Genomic DNA, 18,438 nt, shown 5'->3' on the forward strand with positions numbered 1-18,438 from the left:
AAAAAGAGAGTATACTTTCGTATTGTGTAATAAAGATAAAGCCCGCCTACGGAAATAGGCGGGCTTTTTTTACTTATAAAGAGGGTGTTGCAAAACTAAAATAAACATGCAATGTTATGAATCAAAAAAACTAGCTGAACATGCAATAGATAGCGATTTTGACCATACCAACGTGGCTGTTCCAACCCTTTATCTTTGAGTTTACTAAACTGTTGTTCAATTTTCCTACGTTCTTTCATCAATTGTTTACCAAAGATAGTTTGTATAAAATGAGATAATACACGACGATGTGTACTCTTATTTTGTTCACCATTCCTAGGATTGATTGGATTCATGGCAAAGATGTTACATGTTCGTGCAATTTCATAAATACGTTGACTATCGTAAGCAGCATCTGCAACGGAAAATAACACATTTTGATCTTTTATATCCTGAAGCAATACAGNAATGAAGGATATTGATGCAAAAAACGTGTTAATTTGCGTAAAGAGTCAATTTGAAATACAGTTTTCAAGAAAAAGCATTTCAGTAAGGCTTTTCTACAGATTGGTGGGCGACCTGTCACAGGCGGAACGCCTTCAATAGTTAAACTGTCTACGTATGCAAATAAAATCTGTAAAATGGATTGATTTTCATCAAATTTGGTTATCATACTAGTAAATCCGTCCTTTCTGGAGATAGTTTCGGTTACTATCATTTTTCCAGGAAAACGGATTTTTTTATGCATTCATTTTTGGATATTTATGAGTTTTGCAACACCCTCTTATAAAGAAAAGACAACCTTTAAGGTGTCTTCCTTCGATTTGAAACATTTTACTAGGTTAAGTTTTTGTGATAATAAACTCTTTTAATTGGAATGAACCTACGCAGTACATCACTTTATTCTTAAGCATCATTCTCAACAAAAATGAAGATTTTCATTATCTTTTTAACTACAAAGGGTAATAATTTAGAAGCTAAAAATGCAAGTACGAAAGCAATTCCCCATGTTTTCATCCATGATTTGAGAAATAAAGCTGTATATCCAACATTCATTGAAACCATGACGAAAGAGATAATGCTAGATATGCCTAAAATCATAAAGATATTAAAAATTAATGGTTCAAATTTTTTATTGATTTTCAACATTAACACCTATTTTCTATATATGCTTTGCTGCCCGATTTCACCAACATCTAATCTTACAGTTTGAAATCTAGGTTGTCCAGTTTGTTTTACTTTGGTGCAATAGCAATATTGTTTGGAATAAAGTTTCACTTTATTATTTAAGAGCGAATAAATGAAAAATAAAATATCTAATAATATAGATAGAAATCCGCTTTTATACCTTTCAATAAAAGAATAATAGCATTATATATTATAAGGAATACTTGTCCTTAATTGTAAATGAAAGGGGGGAATTGGTATGAGTTATGGCTATGGTCACCCTCCAAAAAAATGCTTTGAACATCATAATGAAACTTTATCAACGGGTGTATTACGTAGACATTCCGCTACGTTATTTCTTACTGTTGAAGCTATGAATGTTGATCCAGATGATACTCGTAGAGTAACAGTTGAAATGTTTGATTGGTCATCAGGTTCTCCGGTATTATTACCATTAATAGACCCTTCAACACAAACATTGCCACCTAATCGATATGTTACTTTTCGTTCAGCAGCTCTTCCTCCAGCACTTTTTGCTTATGAAGTAAGAATCATTCGTCCGAAAGATAGAGATGTTGTTACGAATGTTTTTGGTCTTAGTGCAATCGTATTTAACCCACAAGAAGGAAATAATGTTTTACAACATGATTTAGCAAAATTAGACCTTAAATAGATTTTATAAAGGTCTATTTATTGAGCATGATTAAAAAAAGAGTAGGATGTAATCCTACTTTTTTTTAACGTTAATTAGAATTTTAAAAGAAATCCTTCATTATTTTAGCATCTTTAATATTCACTATCACACCTTCTACCTTATCTTTCTTCTCATCTTTAGCAATCGAAATTTGCTCCTTATTATCAGCCCACACAAGAAATTCTTCTTTTGAGTCATCTTTATATGTAACAGTAATAGTAGAATGTGCAGATTCTCTCTTTTTTTGATCTAGTGTGATTTGTTTAGGAGTGCCTTTTTGGACTGCTGAAACGATAGATTGTATCATTTTTTCGTTGTCTGTTTGAGATTTGGAAGTAGTATGATTTGTTGTTTTCAGTATTTCAATGTCTGTAATATTAGCAGAATTTAATTGAAAGGTATTTTGTTTATGTTCTTGCTTAACTTGTGAAGCTTTATCTGTAGCCGAGGTGCTTGTACAACCTATTAAATTGAAAGATAGAGCGGTTAGAGCGCATATAGATATGATTTTTTTCATAGTATCCCTCCTCAAGTTTAATTATAACAATTTTCTGTTAATTTAGGTAGTTATTGTAAGGAGAAGATGTTTTAAAGTGGTAAATGATGATGTTCATTCTCTATTAAAATCAAAATTCACATAACTTTTTTCATATTTTATGTTTAACATTTCGAAAATGGGTGTACTACATATAATATAACAAATAATTCATTTTAAAGGAGGAAGTTAAAGATGGAAACGAAGTATAGTAAACCTTTTGTATATGAATTTATTACGGAGAAAGAGGTCATGAATGCGGCGAATGATCTCGTGAAAAAAGGAATAGACCAAAAAGATATTTACGTATTAACGCATGAGAAAGATAGGACAGATAGAATTGCGGACAATGCAGACGTGAATACAATTGGGATAAAAGAGGAGGGACTTGGGACAAGCATTATTAACGTCTTTCAAAAAACAGGAGATCAGTTAAGAAATAAAATGCAAGAGTTAGGGCTTAATGAGGAAGAAGCGAACTTTTATGAAGAAAAACTGGATGAAGGGAAAATCTTGTTATTCGTTAAGGATTTAGAAAGAGTCGGTGAATGGTTACAAGAAAGAAGATGCATGTATTCTATTTAAATTTGTATCCTTTAAATCTATAAATCTATTACGAAAAGGAGATTGTAAATATGAGTGAGAACGGACTAAAAGAACAAGTTAAAGGTAAAGTTGAAAAGAAAAAAGGACAAGTAAAAGAAGGAATTGGTGAAGTTACAGAAGATAGAGAGTTGAAAAATGAAGGTAAGTGGGAAAAAACGAAGGGAACGATAAAAGAAAAAGTCGGAAAAGTGAAACAAAAGATAAGTGATGAATTGGATAATAAAGAATAATATATGTTCATCAAGCTTTAGTTACATACTAAAGCTTGATGAATTCAATATAAAACGAATATAGGAGGTTTAATTGTGGGACGTATTATTACGTGTATTGTAGGTGGACTTATTGGTGCGTTAGCTGGAATGATTACAGGAAAAGACTTTCCGTTAGGTATAGTTGGAAACGTGATTGCCGGATTAATCGGATCTTGGGTAGGTAGTGCGTTATTTGGTCATTGGGGTCCTGAATGGGGAGGCATTTTTGTTCTTCCAGCGTTATTAGGTGCAATCGTCTTTATTTTAATCGTTACATTCTTCTCTAGAATGCTGCGGAAAGCGTAAGTATGATAATAAATAGTAATCTTAAGTTTATTATATATAGTTATAAAGTTAATGAACTGATAAAAATACATAAAAAAGCATCCAATTAAACTAATTTGGATGCTTTTTTATGTATTTTACATAGGAATGAGTGGAGGATGAAGCCCCCCCCACTCATTAACATTACACTTTCTATTATGTATTAAGCCATCGTTACCTTTTTACAATTATTTATTCTTACGACTTGCCTTGGTTCTATATGAGATAAGTCCTCGCTATTACTTATATCAACTACAATTGTATTCGTTAGTATATTAATAATGGAACCAACTAATTTTGTAGCATGATCGTGTCGATAAGAAAATTGAACAAAATCTCCCTTTTTAAAGTTGTGCTCTTCCATAGATAGATCCCCCTAAAAATAATGTTTATACATTATACATACACAAATTTATAAGTTTTAAACATTTGGTAGTATTTTTTACGTGTTAAGCCGAGAAAGGTGTAGAAAATTTATTTATAATGAAAATAAAAAAATATGTTTAAAACTAATTTTTATGGGTAATTAAATAGTAAAAGTTCGAGATAAGGGGGCGGAAATGATGAATTTAGGAATAAATATTTTGCAAAATGATGTAGGTTATACGGTACAACTTAATGGTGAAATTGATGCGTATACGGCATCAGATTTAAAAAATAAGATTATGCCTATTGCAAGCGAAAAAGAGGTTCAGATTGTAGTAGATTTTCATAACGTAGATTATATGGATAGTACTGGTTTAGGTGTTTTTATAGCGCTATTAAAAGCAGTTAAGAAAAATGATGGAAAACTAGAGTTTATTGGTGTATCTAAAAGATTAAAAAGATTATTTGATATTACAGGGTTAACAGAAATATTAAATTTGAATTCCGATTTTGAAAAAGTAGAAAGAAGGTGACTAGGGATGATGGAGAGATTTGAAAAGATAGAAATGAAAATTCCTGCAAAGGCAGAATATGTGGCTATTATTCGTTTAACAATGGCTGGTGTTGCAAATCGAATGGGCTTTGCTTATGACGATATAGAAGATATGAAAATTGCTATTAGTGAAGCATGTACAAATATTGTACAACATGCATACAAAGAAGACGTTGGAGAAATTGCAATTGTCTTTGGACTATATGAAGATCGATTAGAAATTATGGTTGCGGATAATGGGGTTAGCTTTGATTTTAATAACTTAAGAAGTAAGGTTGGCCCGTATGATATTAGTAAACCAGTAGAACATTTGCCGGAAAATGGTTTAGGTTTATATTTAATCAATACGTTAATGGATGATATACAAATCATGCATGATGAGGGCATGACAGTTTTAATGACAAAATATATACAAAGAGAGCAGGTGGAGAATGATGGAAATCCAATCTCAACCTACAACTCTTACTAAAGAAGACGTTATTAAACTAATTGCAGACTTCCAACAAAACCAATGTAATGAAGCGCAGGAAAGGTTAGTTGATCATTATAAAAATCTCGTATATTCCATTGCATATCGCTATTCAAAAGGCGGGCCGATGCATGAGGATATTATACAAGTAGGCATGTTAGGGCTCTTAGGTGCAATAAGAAGGTATGATTATTCGATAGGGAATGCTTTTGAGCCTTTTGCAATACCTACGATAGTAGGGGAAATAAAGAAGTATTTACGCGATAAAACTTGGGGCATTCACGTTCCAAGGCGAATTAAAGATTTAGGCGGAAAAATTAAACTTGCGATAGAGGAGTTAACAGATCACCTGCAACGTTCGCCGAAGATTATAGAAATCGCAAATCATTTAGGACTATCGGAAGAGGAAGTTCTAGAGATTATGGATGCTAAAAATAATTATCGAGTATCTTCCTTAGATGATGTAGTTGAAAATGCATCTGATGGTAGTTCGGTAGCGAGAATTGAATCTGTAGGTGAAGTAGAGCAAGGATATGAAGAGACAGAAAGGCGTCTCGTTTTAAAGGATATTTTTAACGTATTAAATGACACGGAAAAGAGTGTTATTCATTATATATTTGGAGAAAATTTAAATCAAAAAGATACAGGGGAACGGTTAGGTATTTCACAAATGCACGTTTCTCGTATTAAAAGACAAGCGATAAGTAAATTGAAGCAAGCCGCATTTTTAGATACATAAAAATTTAAAATAATGATGTTTAAAACATGAGAAAAGGGGTACTTATTAAGTATAGGAGGAGATATGAAAATGTCACACGATGTGAAAGAACTAATCGAAGGATTGAATGAAGATTTAGCAGGAGAATACGCAGCAATCATTATGTATAACCATAATGCAGCTACAGTTTCTGGTATATATAGACAAGTGTTAAAGCCTTTCTTTGAATCTGAAATTAGTGATGAACAAGGACATGCCCTATATTTAGCGGAGAAAATTAAGACGCTAGGTGGTACACCTACTACGATCCCTTTATCAGTGAAACAAGTAGAAGATGTTAGAGAAATGTTAGAATACGCTAGACAATCAGAATATGAAACAATTAAGCGTTATGAAACGAGAAAAGAACAGGCAGCGAAATTAAATATGACAGAGTTAGTTGTAAAGCTAGAAGATATGATTGCAGATGAAACTAATCATATGGAAGAATTAGATCGTCTTTTAAATGATAAAGCAATGGTGTTAAATTAAAAGTAGAAATTTATAGAGTGAAAGAACAAATTCCTATTTCTGGGGGTTTGTTCTTTTGTTGTATAAATATGTTTGAGTAAGAAATTTTCATTTTGTAACTGAGTATGTAATACTAGAAAAATAGAAAATAATAATAGATTTACATTTTAAATAAGAAAAGGGGAAATAACTTGTGTCCATTTTAATTGTTGATGATAATCCGGTTAACATATTTGTAATTGAGAAGATTTTAAAACAAGCCGGATATCATGATCTTGTATCGCTCAATTCTGCACAAGAGCTCTTCGAATACATACAGTTTGGAAAAGATTCTTCCAGGCATAATGAAATTGATTTAATATTATTAGATATTATGATGCCTGAAATTGATGGACTTGAAGTTTGTAGGCGATTACAAAAAGAGGAGAAGTTTAAAGATATCCCTATTATTTTTGTTACAGCTTTAGAGGATGCAAATAAATTGGCCGAAGCTCTTGATATGGGGGCAATGGATTATATTACGAAACCTATAAATAAAGTTGAACTATTAGCACGTATGCGTGTAGCGTTACGCTTGAAATCGGAATTAAATTGGCATAAAGAACAAGAAGAAAATCTTCGGAATGAACTAGATTTAGCTACGCAAGTACAAAGAAACTTATTAAGTAGCCCATTACGAGAAGATCATATAAAAATTGAAGCAAGTTACTTACCTTCATTTAAACTAGCTGGAGATATGTATTATTGGTATAAAATCGATGAAAATCGCTACGGTATTATATTATTAGATGTGATGGGACATGGTGTATCTGCTTCATTAGTTTGCATGTTTATTTCGTCTGTATTACGTGAAACGATTAAATGTTTAATTGATCCAGAACTTGTTATTAAAGAGGGTGTTGCAAAACTAAAATAAACATGCAATGTTATGAATCAGAAAAACTAGCTGAACATGCAATAGATAGCGATTTTGACCATACCAACGTGGCTGTTCCAACCCTTTATCTTTGAGTTTACTAAACTGTTGTTCAATTTTCCTACGTTCTTTCATCAATTGTTTACCAAAGATAGTTTGTATAAAATGAGATAATACACGACGATGTGTACTCTTATTTTGTTCACCATTCCTAGGATTGATTGGATTCATGGCAANAAAGTAGAAACGTGAGGAACGAAATATAAACCACAAGATACACGAAATGAAGGATATTGATGCAAAAAACGTGTTAATTTGCGTAAAGAGTCAATTTGAAATACAGTTTTCAAGAAAAAGCATTTCAGTAAGGCTTTTCTACAGATTGGTGGGCGACCTGTCACAGGCGGAACGCCTTCAATAGTTAAACTGTCTACGTATGCAAATAAAATCTGTAAAATGGATTGATTTTCATCAAATTTGGTTATCATACTAGTAAATCCGTCCTTTCTGGAGATAGTTTCGGTTACTATCATTTTTCCAGGAAAACGGATTTTTTTATGCATTCATTTTTGGATATTTATGAGTTTTGCAACACCCTCATTAAAGAATTAAATAAATATATGACCCTTTTACATAATGAAAATGATAATATTCCCTATTATTTTACGGCCATATACTTAGTTGTTAATACAGAAGATAGAACAGTTGAATATGTAAATGCAGGGCATCCTTCTGGATATGTTTTAGTTGATGAAACAAATGTAGTTGAACTAGATCGCGGGAGTTGTGCGGTAGGGTTTTTTGATGAAATAAAAGTTAAAAAGACAGTTATACCTTTTGAGAAGAACGCTCAAATACTATTGTTTACAGATGGTGTTCTTGAAGCAATTGCAAATGATGAATTTGAGGCTGAAGAGAAATTACGTACTTTTACAGAAAGAAAATGGGGAGATTTAGAAGGCGAGATAGAAGGGTTTTACAAGGAAGAACAAAAGAAAGCGCAATCAGATGATATGTGTCTCATTATGATACAAACGAATGCGAAATAAAAAGCGTATGAAATCCAAACAGAGGATTTCATACGCTTTTTATTGTATTTTTTGATAAATTTGTTCGCTAGGATTAAATTGAGTATAATGCGGCATTATATTTGAAAAACGAAGAGTTTCTTTATTCCCTAAACATAGAAAACCATTGTGACCTAAGCTTTCATAAAATAGTTGCTGCACTTGATTTTGAAGTTTACTTGTAAAGTAAATTAAAACGTTACGACAAAGTATAATATGAAACTCGTTAAAAGATTGATCGGTTACTAAATTATGCTGTGCAAAAATAATGTTTTGTAAAAGTGATGGATTAAAATAAGCAAAACGATTATCTGTTGAATAATAGTTAGAAAACGCTTGTGTACCGCCAGCTTGTAAATAGTTTTTCGTATAAGTTTGCATTTTATTTAACGGGAGGATACCTTGTTTTGCTTTTTCTAACACATTTGTATTCATATCTGTTGCGTAAATAACCGACTTTTCACTTAATCCTTCTTCGTGAAGTAAGATGGACATTGATAATACTTCTTCACCAGTTGCGCATCCAGCATGCCAAATTCTAATTTCGGGATGCTTTTTTAATTCAGGAATAACATGCTCTCTAAGCGCTTTAAAAAAGGCAGGGTTACGGAACATCTCAGTTACATTAATTGAGAAATCATTTAATAACTGTTCTAAAACACCTTCCTCGTGAATTACTTTTTCAATTAATTTTGAAATGGTTGGGATATTAGAGAGCTGCATTCGATTACAAATCCTTCTATAAATAGATGTGCGAGCATATTGGCGAAAATCAAATCCTGATAGTTTAAATACCGCTTCCAATAGTAATTCAATTTCTAAGTTCGTGCGCTCATCCGTATCTACTGATGGATCAAAATTATAATACTTATTTTCCACTCCAACTAAACCTCACTTATTTTATTAACCATACACTCATTACCGAATAGAGTTGATGTAGATTTAATGGTTTACTTATATAATCTGAAGCGCCAGCAGATAAACATTTTTCCTTATCATTTGGCATTGCTTTAGCAGTTAATGCGATAATAGGTATTTCATTTAACCCTAAGTTCATTCGGATATTTTCCATCGTTTCATAACCGTCCATATTAGGCATCATAATATCCATTAAAATAAGGTCAATATTTGTATTGCTTTGTAGTATTTCTAAACACTCTATGCCGTTTTGGGCAGTAATAATGTTGGCATTTTGTTTTTTTAATGCATTTTGTAACGCAAATATATTTCGATGATCATCATCGACAATTAAAATTGTTTTCTCTTGGAAGACGTTATTTGTTTCTGGAGTAACGATAGTTTCTTCAACAACTTCAGCAGGAATAACATCTTCTATCGTTGCTGCGACTTCTAAATTGGATAACTGTATATCATGTAATCCATTTGGAAGGTTAGGAATATATACCGTGAAAGTACTACCTTCTCCTACATTACTCTCTAACGTAATCCAACCACCTAATAATCTCGCAAACTCTTTACAAATAGATAAACCTAATCCTGTACCACCATACTTTCGAATCGTTGCTCCATCTGCCTGTTGAAAGGCTTCGAAAATAAGTTGATGCTGTTCTTTAGCGATACCAATACCAGTATCTTTTACTGAAATTGTAATCCAATCTTTACTTATAGACTGCATATCATGACTCAAATTGGTTGTTTCTATCGAATCAAAATGTAAAGAAACGGATCCTTTTTCTGTGAATTTAAATGCATTGGATAATAAGTTTTTAATAATTTGCTCAATCCGTTTTGCATCTGTATAAAACAGATCAGGAATCGTATCACTGTCCTCAATAGTAAATTCGACATTTTTTTGTGCAGCTATATGTAAAAAGTTTTGATGCATATTGGCTGCCATGTCACTTATGTTCGTTGCCTCAAAAATGATGTCTAGTTTGCCTGCTTCTACTTTAGATAAATCTAGTATGTCATTAATTAAAGTAAGTAAGTCTTTCCCTGATGAATGAATGACAGTTGCTAATTCAATTTCATCGTCGGATAAATTGTTATCATGATTTTCTCTTAACATTTCAGATAATAGTAAAATACTATTTAACGGTGTGCGTAATTCATGTGACATATTTGCTAGGAACTCAGATTTGTATTTTGAGCTGCGTAACAACTCGCTTGCTTTTTCTTCTAATTCTGATTTGGTAATTTGTAAGTCAGCTGTCTTCTGCTCAGCCTCTTCAGTTCTAGACTCTAATTGTTCATTCGTTGTTCGTAATTCTTCTGCTTGCATTTGTAGTTCTTCCGCTTGCGTTTGCAATTCTTCTGATTGAACTTGTAACTCTTCTGTCATTGCTTGTGATTCATGTAAAAGAGTTTGAATTCGCATACGTCCCATAATGCTATGGATTGTTAAACCTAGATTATCAACGGTTTGTTGAATTAAATCTTGATGTAAATCTGAAATCTCAGTTACACTTACTAACTCCATTACTGCGATCACTTCATCCTCAAATAAGATAGGGATGACTAGTAAATTTTTAGGACGTATTTCTAATACTCCGCTAGTGACATAACGAAACTCTTCGGGTATATCCCTGAGAATAAAACTTTTCTTTTCTAAGGCAGACTGTCCAATGAAACCTTCACCCATTTGAATGGATTGTTTCCCAATATCAGCACCTTGATCGGCGAAAGAAGCTTTTTTCACATAGTAGACAGTTTCTTCATATTCTTCACGTACATAAAATGCACCGCAAGAAGTTTGCGTTTTTTGTATAATTCCACTAAGAATTTTTTTACCTAACATCTCAATAGAAGATACACCTTGATACATTAAAATTAATTCTGCAAGCTCCGTTTGTAACCACTCTCTTTTCGATATTTCGTCTAGTAGGTGATTCGTTGTATGAGCAAGATCTTTTATTTCATCACGTGTGTTTACATGAATTCTTTCCGTGATTTTTTCTTTAGAAGAAATGGATTTAATAACTTGAATTACATTTTTAATCGTTTTTGTAATGGAATTCGAAATATAGAGTGAAATGATAATAGAAATACAAGAAAGTAAGAACAATAAACTGTATAACCAAATCTCTAATTTATTATTTTCAGTATCTAATTGTGCTGCTCTTTTTTTCGTTAATTGCTCCTCAGTGCTACGGAAGTTAGTTACCTGTGACTGTAATGACTGAATTTGAGTCGTGTCGATTGTTTGTACATTATTACTATTATTATTTGCAATGAGTGGGTGAATCTCTTTATTTATCCAACTAATAATATTTTCGTTAATCTGTTTTAATTTTTCTTGCTGAGATGGGTTATCCTCTAATAATGAGAAAAGATCTTGATAATGCTTTTCGTAATCCTTTTCCGCAGAATTAAGAGATTGTACGTAATTTGGATTATTAGAAATGATAAACCCTTTCGCTTTATTTTCAATTGTTAGTAAATCTTTCTCCACTTGATTTGTTAAATTGAGAACTTTAAAATCGTGATCAATAATAAAATTACGAGATTTTTGTAAATTAGAAATCTCATTGTTCAACATAATGAAAGAAACAAGTAAGAACAAAATGATAACTAAATAACCAGCCATAATTTTGTAGCGAATACTAAATTTTGCTTTCGAGTTCATTAAAAATTCCTACCTTCAAGGTTATTAAAACTTTTCTATTTTAAAGAATGGAGGGTGTTGCAAAACTAAAATAAATATGCAATGTTATGAATCAGAAAAACTAGCTGAACATGCAATAGATAGCGATTTTGACCATACCAACGTGGCTGTTCCAGCCCTTTATCTTTGAGATGACTAAACTGTTGTTCAATTTTTCCACGCTCTTTCATCAACTGTTTGCCAAAGGTAGTTTGTAGAAAATGAGACACTACACGACGATGTGTACTTTTGATTGGTCCGCTATTACGCGGGTTAATTGGATTAATCGCAAAGATATCACATGCTCCGGCAATTTCATGAATGTGCTGACTATCATAAGCGGCATCTGCAACGGAAAATAACACATTTTGGTTTTGTATATCCCGAAGCAATGCAGGAGCTATTTTACTATCATGTACATTTGCGGTTGTAAATGCATACGACAATATAACACCTTCTGGTGTAGAACAGACATGAGTTTTATATCCCTTATACCAACCATAGCGAGTAGATTTTCCCCATTTCGCTTGAGAATCATATAAACTACTCCGTAAGGCTGTACTATCAATTAAAACGCACGGAATTAACCCTAAATTCTTTTCTTGAAGAATTTGTTTATGAAGCAACGGAATTTCTTCGTTGCGAAACCAAGTGCCTACACGTGAAAAAGTAGATATATGAGGAACAAGCGAAAGGCCACAAGATACACGAAATGAAGGATATTGATGTAAAAAACGAGTTAACTTACGTAATGAATTGATCTGGAATACCGTTTTTATAAAAAAACATTTGAGTAAAGCTTTTCTACAGATGGGTGGGCGGCCTGTCATAGGCGGAACGCCTCCAATGGTTAAACTGTCTACGTAGGCAAATAAAATTTGTAAAATGGATTGATTTTGATCAAAATTGGTTATCATACTAGTAAATCCGTCCTTTCTGGAGATAGTTTTAGGATACTATCATTCTTCCAGGAAAACGGGTTTCTTTATGCATTCATTTTTGGATATTTATGAGTTTTGCAACACCCTCTAAAGAATGAAAAACGTAATATATATTATATCAGTTTTCATAAGGCTAAACTAGAAATCCCCCTATTGTATTAGGGGGTTCTTTTTTAATAGAGGAAATCATTTTGAAATATAAAACTATATATGAAAAGTAACAATCGAGGGAATAGGGGATAACAAAACTTTTAAGAAGGGAAGAGTGTTCTTAAAGCTCTTTTTGCATCTATTCCTTCAAAAATAAATAATACAAGATCTCTCTTTTTTACAGTAAGGAAAAAGGATACTAGAGTGCTTAAGTTTTTAATAGAAGTAAGTGTTCCGTGTTTACTTATAAATACATTCGTTTGAAATGTTGTCATTAAAGCATAAAAATGATGAATTTGAGTTATTGTAGGTGTTTCATTATAAGAAATAGTAGTAGAGTGAATGGCGTTCATCGTAATATTCCTTTCCATATAGTAAGCATAACAATATAAACATACCCGTTTTAAAAAATGTTAAACATATAAATAAGAAAAAATATAATTATAGTTTTTTACGTTTAGAAAAGGTTAGGAAGGGTATACATATACTACAAAGAGATTGACTGAAGATGAATTGTAAGATGTCTATGTTTAGTAGATTAGTCTATCAAAAATAAAAAGGAGCCTGGTATACATGAATGAAATGATGATTAATATTACATTTGATTTAATTTACTTGTTAAGTAGTTCACTTGTAGTGCTTTTACTATTCGCTTTTTTCATAAATGGTTATGTTAATAAGAAAATTAGTGTATACAGAAATGAAGAAAAATAAAAATATATTATATAAAACTTTAGGAGGTTAATAGTTATGAATGTAGATAGAAAAATAGTAGGTGTTTTTAGAACAATTGATGATGCGGCACTCGTTATTAATGAATTAAATGATAAAGGATACTCAGCAGATAACATTTCAGCTATTGCAAAAGATCAGAAGGAAATTGAACACCTTGAAGAAAAATCGGGTGAAAAAGTAAATCATGAAACTGCACATAAAGCAGATATCTTTTCAGCAACAGGGCTTGTGGCAGGAGGAGTAGCAGGCGGACTCGGTGGTTTATTAACAGGTCTTGGTATACTTGCCGTTTCTGGAATGGGTCCAATCGTAGCAGCAGGACCGATCGCAGCAGCTATTGGAGGAGGCGGTATTGGCGGAGGAGCTGGAAGTTTAATAGGAGCATTTATAGGGTTAGGAATTCCAGAAGAACATGCTAAAAAGTATGAAGAATATATTTACGATGGCAATATATTAATTTTAGTAGATGCAAAATTAGATGATAAGTTAGAAATCTATAAAATATTTGATAAGCATAATGCCTATAACTCTGATTTCTTTAAATAAAATGTAAACAAAGTGAATATCATTTTTTGATCTTACAACTTTGGCGCGGCCGAGGAGTCGTATGACTATAAGAGAGGAAGGGCTTATAGTAAAAGATCAAGTTCTATTCTGTTATTTAAAAGGGAAGAGGTGCCTTTTCGTGATTGTAAAAATATTAAAGGATAGCAGTAATAGTTTCCTTTGTACAGTTCAAAATAAAAATGGAGACCAGTATGTGAAGAAATGGTTTCGTAAACATGAAAACAATGAAAAATTAGGACGACCAACTTTCAAAGAAGTAGAAAAGGACTGGAAAGAAAATAAAGAGTCGTTTATGTATCCTAATGTTAAAGCGCTTTATTAGAATGAAACATAATGCGCGTTTCATTCTTACAAAACTGTCACATTCCTGTAAGGTAATTCAATAGATTAGATATTTTTTCTGTGTCATAATAAAGACATAAGAAAGCGAATTAAAAAACTACAACTTATTAGGAGAGTGTCAGTCATGATTGTAACAACAACGTCTGGAATTCAAGGTAAAGAAATTATTGAGTATATCGATATTGTAAATGGTGAAGCTATTATGGGTGCAAATATTGTCCGCGATTTATTCGCTTCTGTTCGTGATGTTGTCGGTGGTCGTGCTGGTTCTTACGAAAGTAAGCTAAAAGAAGCTCGTGATATCGCAATGGACGAAATGAAAGAACTTGCAAAACAAAAAGGTGCGAACGCTATCGTTGGTGTTGACGTAGATTACGAAGTAGTTCGTGATGGAATGTTAATGGTTGCTGTAAGTGGTACAGCTGTACGTATATAAGTAAATAAAAAACAGGCTCACCCCTTGAAGTTTATGCTTTGAGGGGGTTTTTTATTTTTCTTTTGTTCATGACTAAAGTTAAAATAGAGAAGAGCCGACGTACTCGCTCGCTTATTTCAAATGTAGTATATTATTTCTTGAGAAAAAGCAAGTAAATGGAATTTTTTGTATTTGAAGAAGGTGTTAACTTTATGACAAATAATAAAATTGCTATTTGAGGTACGAAGAGAATTAGTGGTATGAATAATTTTAGAAAGTGTATAGTTAATAGAAATAAACGATGGAGTATGTAAAGAGTTATATTACATAAAATTTATTATGAATGGAGGCGGTTACACTATGTTTTGGTTAGGATGTTTTTTAGGATACATTGTAGGTTCTATTATTACATGTGCGCTACTTTACTTTGGATATAGATCCAATGAAAATAAAAAAGCGGATATGCAAAAAGGGGAGGAGAGAAAAATCAATAAAAGAGGTGTATAGTAGGCGAAAGGTAAGGTGATAACATTGATGCAAAAATAAAGGACAGTTACATATTTCATATGATTACTATGTACTGTCCCGCTTATTCCTTTTGGATTAGGAAAAATTGTTTCCTGTCTTGCTGTAAAATTCATAGGCGAAATATCCAAATAAATAGCCTATTCCAGCTCCTAAACTAACTGAAAGCAGGGCGAAGTTCGGGAAAAATATACCGAAAATCAAACCGATCATACAGCCAACAAGCATTCCTATAGGTATTAAACTGTCTAATAACAGTTGAGCCTCTTTTGATTTTTTCTTACCTAATGTGCCGTTGTCATATTTATGTTTAAGCCTTCCAATTACATAGACTACAATTCCCCCGACTATTAAAACAGGCGCAATTGCTTTGAGTAACCACATGTTAGAGTCTCCTTTCGCTTTTTTAATTAAATTACATAAGCTACTGAAAATTCTATGCTACTAAATGGATTGATAGTTGAATGTACTCAATTTAATAATTCGTTAAAAAAACTTTCCCTTTCGTTTTCTCAGCGGACTGTACAACATCAACTGCCGCTTTCACATCCGCTAATTCATACGTAGAATGGACTTTCATAAAACGTAATTGCTCATTTTCTACTAAGCGAATTAAATGACGAAACGTGTCTTGCCATTTATAAGGTGACACTTCTTTATTCCAATGTCGTAAATGAAATATGTTCGCGTGCACTTTTGCTTTCGTGACAATCTCTGCCCAGTTTACTTGTATTCCTGACAGAAGTCCTATAGTTAAAAAGTGCCCATTGGGACGTAAGGAGAAAGCTAATTCATTTCCATCCGGTCCCCCGATAGAATCAATTGCAGCATCCGCGCCGAGCCCGTTCGTTAATGTCATAACGGTTTCATAAAGCGGGGCAGTCGAAGTATCAATTACATGATGAGCGCCAAGCTGAAGTAATTCGTCTGTATGTTTACTATTTCTTGTCACGGCAATGAGTTGGAAATTTAAAATTTGCGATAACTGCGCAAAAAGATGCCCGATAGCGGATCCACAAGCATTCACTAACAAAACATCATTCCGTTGTAAGTTTAGCGTTTCCGTACATGTAACCCAAGCCGTAAGGGGATTAATATACATTTGTGCCGCGGTAACATCATCAATAGAATCGGGAATAGGGACTACAAAATCAGCTGATGTCTTCACATATTCTTGCCAAGTACCTTCCCCGCGTAACGGTAACACACGTTTACCGATAAGGTCTCTAGAAACAAAAGCTCCTACATCTTCTACAATACCAACACCTTCATAACCAGGTATGTTAGGTAAAGGGATTCTATGTGCGTACGCTCCGGTTATTGGAATTAAGTCAGATGGATTAATCGGTCTAACTAGCATACGAACGAAAACTTCATTATCTTTCAGTGGTTCTATATTTTTATATTCAACTTGTAATACGTCTTTTGGATTGCCAAACTTATGAAATTGAATGCATGTTCCAAGCAAAGTAATTTGCCCCCTTAGTTTCATTGGGTTTATTATAGCATTTTTAGTTTGGGTGGTTATTTTGTTAGTGATAAATAGGGTTTTTAATTTACGTATTTATCAGAATTTTATAAAATGTGTATATAACTATGAAATGGGGGGGATTTCTTCATGTGTACTAGTTTGACGTTACAAACAAAAAATTTCCAGCATCTTTTTGGGAGAACAATGGATTTCACATTAGATATGAATCAAGAAGTAATAATCATTCCTCGGCGTTATCAGTGGAACAATATAACTGGTGAAACGATCCGAGCGAAAAAGGCTGTTGTCGGAATGGGAATTAATTTTGGAGGAAGGGTCATGATGGCGGACGGAGTAAATGAAACTGGTATGACATGTGCAACTCTCTATTTCCCAGGATTCGCTACTTATAGTAATCATATAGATAGCAATAAAACGAATGTAGCGCCATTTGATTTTGTGACTTGGAGCCTCACGCAGTTCAATTCTGTTGAAGAGGTAAGAAAATCTATTGATAACATTGCCTTTATAGATGTGCCATTACCAGTTTTAGGAATTACGCCACCGCTACATTGGATTTTAGCAGATAAATCGGGAGCGTGTATTGTACTTGAGCCGACAGCTGATGGAATAAAAGTGTATGACAATCCAATAGGAGTGATGACTAATAGTCCCGAGTTTAATTGGCATTTACAAAATTTAAGACAATATATTGGTCTTAAATCGCAGCCATTTGCGCCAACGAAGTGGGGAGATGTACCATTAAGTGCTTTTGGCCAAGGTTCAGGAACGATGGGGCTTCCTGGAGATTTCACTCCGCCATCAAGATTTGTACGGGCAGCATATGGCAAACAAAACATTCAAAGTATAGAGAACGAAGAAGAGGGGATATCGGCTATTTTTCATATTTTATCAAACTGTGAGGTTCCTAAGGGGGCAGTAATAACAGAAGACGGTATATTAGATAATACGATCTATACAAGTGCAATGTGTATGGAGTCTGGAACATATTATTACCATACTTACGATTGTAGACAAATTATAGCTATTCATTTATTCCATGAAAATTTAGATGCAACTGAGATTAAAACTTATCCGTTTCAGCGGAAACAAAAAATATTTTATGAAAACTGAAGCGCCCCTGAAAAAGTGAGACTAATAAAAACACCTCCATTTAATTTGCATACTTAGTATGCGAATTTAGGAGGTGTTTTTATTAGTCTCACTTTTTCAGGTTTACTTCTTGCTATTCTATTAAGCCGAAGCTCTCTTCATTCTCTCAAGTAAACTAGATAACACATGCGTACGATAAGATTCTAGTTTTTTACCTTCATAAGTACGGATACCTAATTTTTTAAGTTCTTTTACATACCAACCTTTGCTTCCGAAATACATGTGATCGCTCCCCTTCAACTTTGTTTTTATTTATTCTGATTGCATATGGAGGTACAGGAATTATTAATGAAGGAAATGAATTTCGCGCGAAAATGGTTAACTTTGTTGCAAAAGACATATATACTAAAGATAGTATAC

23 protein-coding genes and 4 pseudogenes are annotated in these 18,438 nt (G+C 33.0%); 15 read left to right on the forward strand and 12 right to left on the reverse strand.

All coding sequences use genetic code 11. From position 1 onward, the window contains the following. Positions 1-95: 95 nt before the first annotated feature. Positions 96-652, reverse strand: a pseudogene (locus V6946_RS05040) (transposase). 233 nt (positions 653-885) lie between these two features. After that, a complete protein-coding gene (locus V6946_RS05045) occupies positions 886-1,125 on the reverse strand; it encodes a DUF2798 domain-containing protein (protein ID WP_366982344.1) in 240 nt (79 codons plus the stop codon). 280 nt (positions 1,126-1,405) lie between these two features. Between V6946_RS05045 and V6946_RS05050 the strand changes: the two genes are divergently transcribed. Next, positions 1,406-1,819: a hypothetical protein gene (locus tag V6946_RS05050; protein WP_000120217.1), complete on the forward strand. Its 414-nt coding sequence runs from the start codon at positions 1,406-1,408 to the stop codon at positions 1,817-1,819. Between the two features lie 82 nt (positions 1,820-1,901). Here V6946_RS05050 and V6946_RS05055 read toward each other — a convergent pair whose 3' ends face one another. Beyond that, the gene (locus V6946_RS05055) at positions 1,902-2,357 is read right to left on the reverse strand and encodes a hypothetical protein (RefSeq protein ID WP_000720832.1); all 456 of its coding nucleotides are present in this window, start codon (positions 2,355-2,357) and stop codon (positions 1,902-1,904) included. Positions 2,358-2,570: 213 nt separating this feature from the next. Here V6946_RS05055 and V6946_RS05060 point away from each other — a divergent pair, with 213 nt between their 5' ends. The 3 genes from V6946_RS05060 to V6946_RS05070 all read left to right on the forward strand — a co-directional run bounded on the left by V6946_RS05060 (position 2,571) and on the right by V6946_RS05070 (position 3,538). Then, a complete protein-coding gene (locus V6946_RS05060; RefSeq protein ID WP_000448802.1) occupies positions 2,571-2,960 on the forward strand; it encodes a general stress protein in 390 nt (129 codons plus the stop codon). Between the two features lie 50 nt (positions 2,961-3,010). Then, positions 3,011-3,211 (forward strand): CsbD family protein, encoded by a 201-nt coding sequence (locus V6946_RS05065; protein WP_001293468.1) that lies wholly within the window; start codon positions 3,011-3,013, stop codon positions 3,209-3,211. A gap of 75 nt (positions 3,212-3,286) precedes the next feature. Continuing rightward, positions 3,287-3,538 (forward strand): GlsB/YeaQ/YmgE family stress response membrane protein, encoded by a 252-nt coding sequence (locus V6946_RS05070; protein ID WP_366982341.1) that lies wholly within the window; start codon positions 3,287-3,289, stop codon positions 3,536-3,538. A 181-nt stretch (positions 3,539-3,719) separates the two neighbouring features. Here V6946_RS05070 and V6946_RS05075 read toward each other — a convergent pair whose 3' ends face one another. Then, complete coding sequence (locus tag V6946_RS05075; RefSeq protein ID WP_000391011.1) at positions 3,720-3,920, reverse strand: hypothetical protein; 201 nt, start codon at positions 3,918-3,920, stop codon at positions 3,720-3,722. Between the two features lie 196 nt (positions 3,921-4,116). Between V6946_RS05075 and rsbV the strand changes: the two genes are divergently transcribed. The 5 genes and pseudogenes from rsbV to V6946_RS05100 all read left to right on the forward strand — a co-directional run. Continuing rightward, positions 4,117-4,455, forward strand: a complete 339-nt coding sequence (rsbV, locus tag V6946_RS05080; protein WP_002023450.1) for an anti sigma b factor antagonist RsbV — start codon at positions 4,117-4,119, stop codon at positions 4,453-4,455. Between the two features lie 6 nt (positions 4,456-4,461). Next, the gene (rsbW, locus tag V6946_RS05085; protein WP_000970575.1) at positions 4,462-4,944 is read left to right on the forward strand and encodes an anti-sigma B factor RsbW; all 483 of its coding nucleotides are present in this window, start codon (positions 4,462-4,464) and stop codon (positions 4,942-4,944) included. Beyond that, entirely contained in the window at positions 4,907-5,683 is a 777-nt protein-coding gene (sigB, locus tag V6946_RS05090) for an RNA polymerase sigma factor SigB (RefSeq protein WP_366982342.1), read from the forward strand. Before rsbW ends, sigB begins: the two co-directional genes overlap by 38 nt. A 69-nt stretch (positions 5,684-5,752) precedes the next feature. After that, positions 5,753-6,193: a ferritin-like domain-containing protein gene (locus V6946_RS05095; RefSeq protein ID WP_000017742.1), complete on the forward strand. Its 441-nt coding sequence runs from the start codon at positions 5,753-5,755 to the stop codon at positions 6,191-6,193. 172 nt (positions 6,194-6,365) lie between these two features. Next, positions 6,366-7,067: pseudogene (locus tag V6946_RS05100) on the forward strand (response regulator); the annotation flags it as partial. A gap of 12 nt (positions 7,068-7,079) precedes the next feature. Here V6946_RS05100 and V6946_RS05105 read toward each other — a convergent pair. Further along, a pseudogene (locus V6946_RS05105) lies at positions 7,080-7,576 on the reverse strand (transposase). 108 nt (positions 7,577-7,684) lie between these two features. Here V6946_RS05105 and V6946_RS05110 point away from each other — a divergent pair. Next, positions 7,685-8,137, forward strand: a pseudogene (locus V6946_RS05110) (PP2C family protein-serine/threonine phosphatase); the annotation flags it as partial. Between the two features lie 39 nt (positions 8,138-8,176). Here V6946_RS05110 and V6946_RS05115 read toward each other — a convergent pair. From V6946_RS05115 to V6946_RS05130, 4 genes are all read right to left on the reverse strand, one after another. Further along, positions 8,177-9,034, reverse strand: a complete 858-nt coding sequence (locus V6946_RS05115) for a protein-glutamate O-methyltransferase CheR (protein ID WP_000429036.1) — start codon at positions 9,032-9,034, stop codon at positions 8,177-8,179. A gap of 16 nt (positions 9,035-9,050) precedes the next feature. After that, positions 9,051-11,741, reverse strand: a complete 2,691-nt coding sequence (locus V6946_RS05120; RefSeq protein WP_001084959.1) for an ATP-binding protein — start codon at positions 11,739-11,741, stop codon at positions 9,051-9,053. Positions 11,742-11,806: 65 nt separating this feature from the next. Then, positions 11,807-12,676 carry an ISNCY family transposase gene (locus V6946_RS05125; protein WP_023520903.1) on the reverse strand — a complete coding sequence of 290 codons (870 nt, stop codon included), beginning with the start codon at positions 12,674-12,676 and terminating at the stop codon, positions 11,807-11,809. A gap of 275 nt (positions 12,677-12,951) precedes the next feature. Continuing rightward, positions 12,952-13,203, reverse strand: a complete 252-nt coding sequence (locus V6946_RS05130) for a hypothetical protein (protein ID WP_000991357.1) — start codon at positions 13,201-13,203, stop codon at positions 12,952-12,954. A 397-nt stretch (positions 13,204-13,600) separates the two neighbouring features. On the opposite strand from V6946_RS05130, the gene V6946_RS05135 reads away from it, so the two are divergent. The 4 genes from V6946_RS05135 to V6946_RS05150 all read left to right on the forward strand — a co-directional run bounded on the left by V6946_RS05135 (position 13,601) and on the right by V6946_RS05150 (position 15,416). Then, complete coding sequence (locus V6946_RS05135) at positions 13,601-14,131, forward strand: general stress protein (RefSeq protein ID WP_006924733.1); 531 nt, start codon at positions 13,601-13,603, stop codon at positions 14,129-14,131. A 139-nt stretch (positions 14,132-14,270) separates the two neighbouring features. After that, the gene (locus V6946_RS05140) at positions 14,271-14,474 is read left to right on the forward strand and encodes a DUF4028 family protein (RefSeq protein ID WP_002023439.1); all 204 of its coding nucleotides are present in this window, start codon (positions 14,271-14,273) and stop codon (positions 14,472-14,474) included. Positions 14,475-14,618: 144 nt separating this feature from the next. Then, positions 14,619-14,930 (forward strand): heavy metal-binding domain-containing protein, encoded by a 312-nt coding sequence (locus V6946_RS05145; RefSeq protein ID WP_000637511.1) that lies wholly within the window; start codon positions 14,619-14,621, stop codon positions 14,928-14,930. A 339-nt stretch (positions 14,931-15,269) separates the two neighbouring features. Continuing rightward, on the forward strand, positions 15,270-15,416 hold the full coding sequence (locus V6946_RS05150; RefSeq protein WP_000498628.1) for a hypothetical protein: 147 nt from the start codon (positions 15,270-15,272) through the stop codon (positions 15,414-15,416). Between the two features lie 96 nt (positions 15,417-15,512). Here the strand turns inward: V6946_RS05150 and V6946_RS05155 are convergent, their stop codons facing one another. Together V6946_RS05155 and V6946_RS05160 are read right to left on the reverse strand one after the other, a co-directional pair. Beyond that, positions 15,513-15,818, reverse strand: a complete 306-nt coding sequence (locus tag V6946_RS05155; protein ID WP_000266554.1) for a hypothetical protein — start codon at positions 15,816-15,818, stop codon at positions 15,513-15,515. 91 nt (positions 15,819-15,909) lie between these two features. Then, positions 15,910-16,902 (reverse strand): zinc-dependent alcohol dehydrogenase family protein, encoded by a 993-nt coding sequence (locus V6946_RS05160; protein ID WP_366981797.1) that lies wholly within the window; start codon positions 16,900-16,902, stop codon positions 15,910-15,912. 150 nt (positions 16,903-17,052) lie between these two features. Here V6946_RS05160 and bsh point away from each other — a divergent pair, with 150 nt between their 5' ends. After that, positions 17,053-18,039 (forward strand): choloylglycine hydrolase, encoded by a 987-nt coding sequence (bsh, locus tag V6946_RS05165; RefSeq protein ID WP_033692676.1) that lies wholly within the window; start codon positions 17,053-17,055, stop codon positions 18,037-18,039. A 120-nt stretch (positions 18,040-18,159) separates the two neighbouring features. On the opposite strand, the gene V6946_RS05170 is transcribed toward bsh, so the two are convergent. Continuing rightward, a complete protein-coding gene (locus tag V6946_RS05170; RefSeq protein WP_000273537.1) occupies positions 18,160-18,300 on the reverse strand; it encodes a YflJ family protein in 141 nt (46 codons plus the stop codon). Between the last annotated feature and the right edge of the window lie 138 nt (positions 18,301-18,438).

Origin of the sequence: Bacillus sp. PPSBB_2 (genome assembly GCF_045291115.1) — a bacterium.
GTDB lineage: Bacteria > Bacillota > Bacilli > Bacillales > Bacillaceae_G > Bacillus_A > Bacillus_A cereus.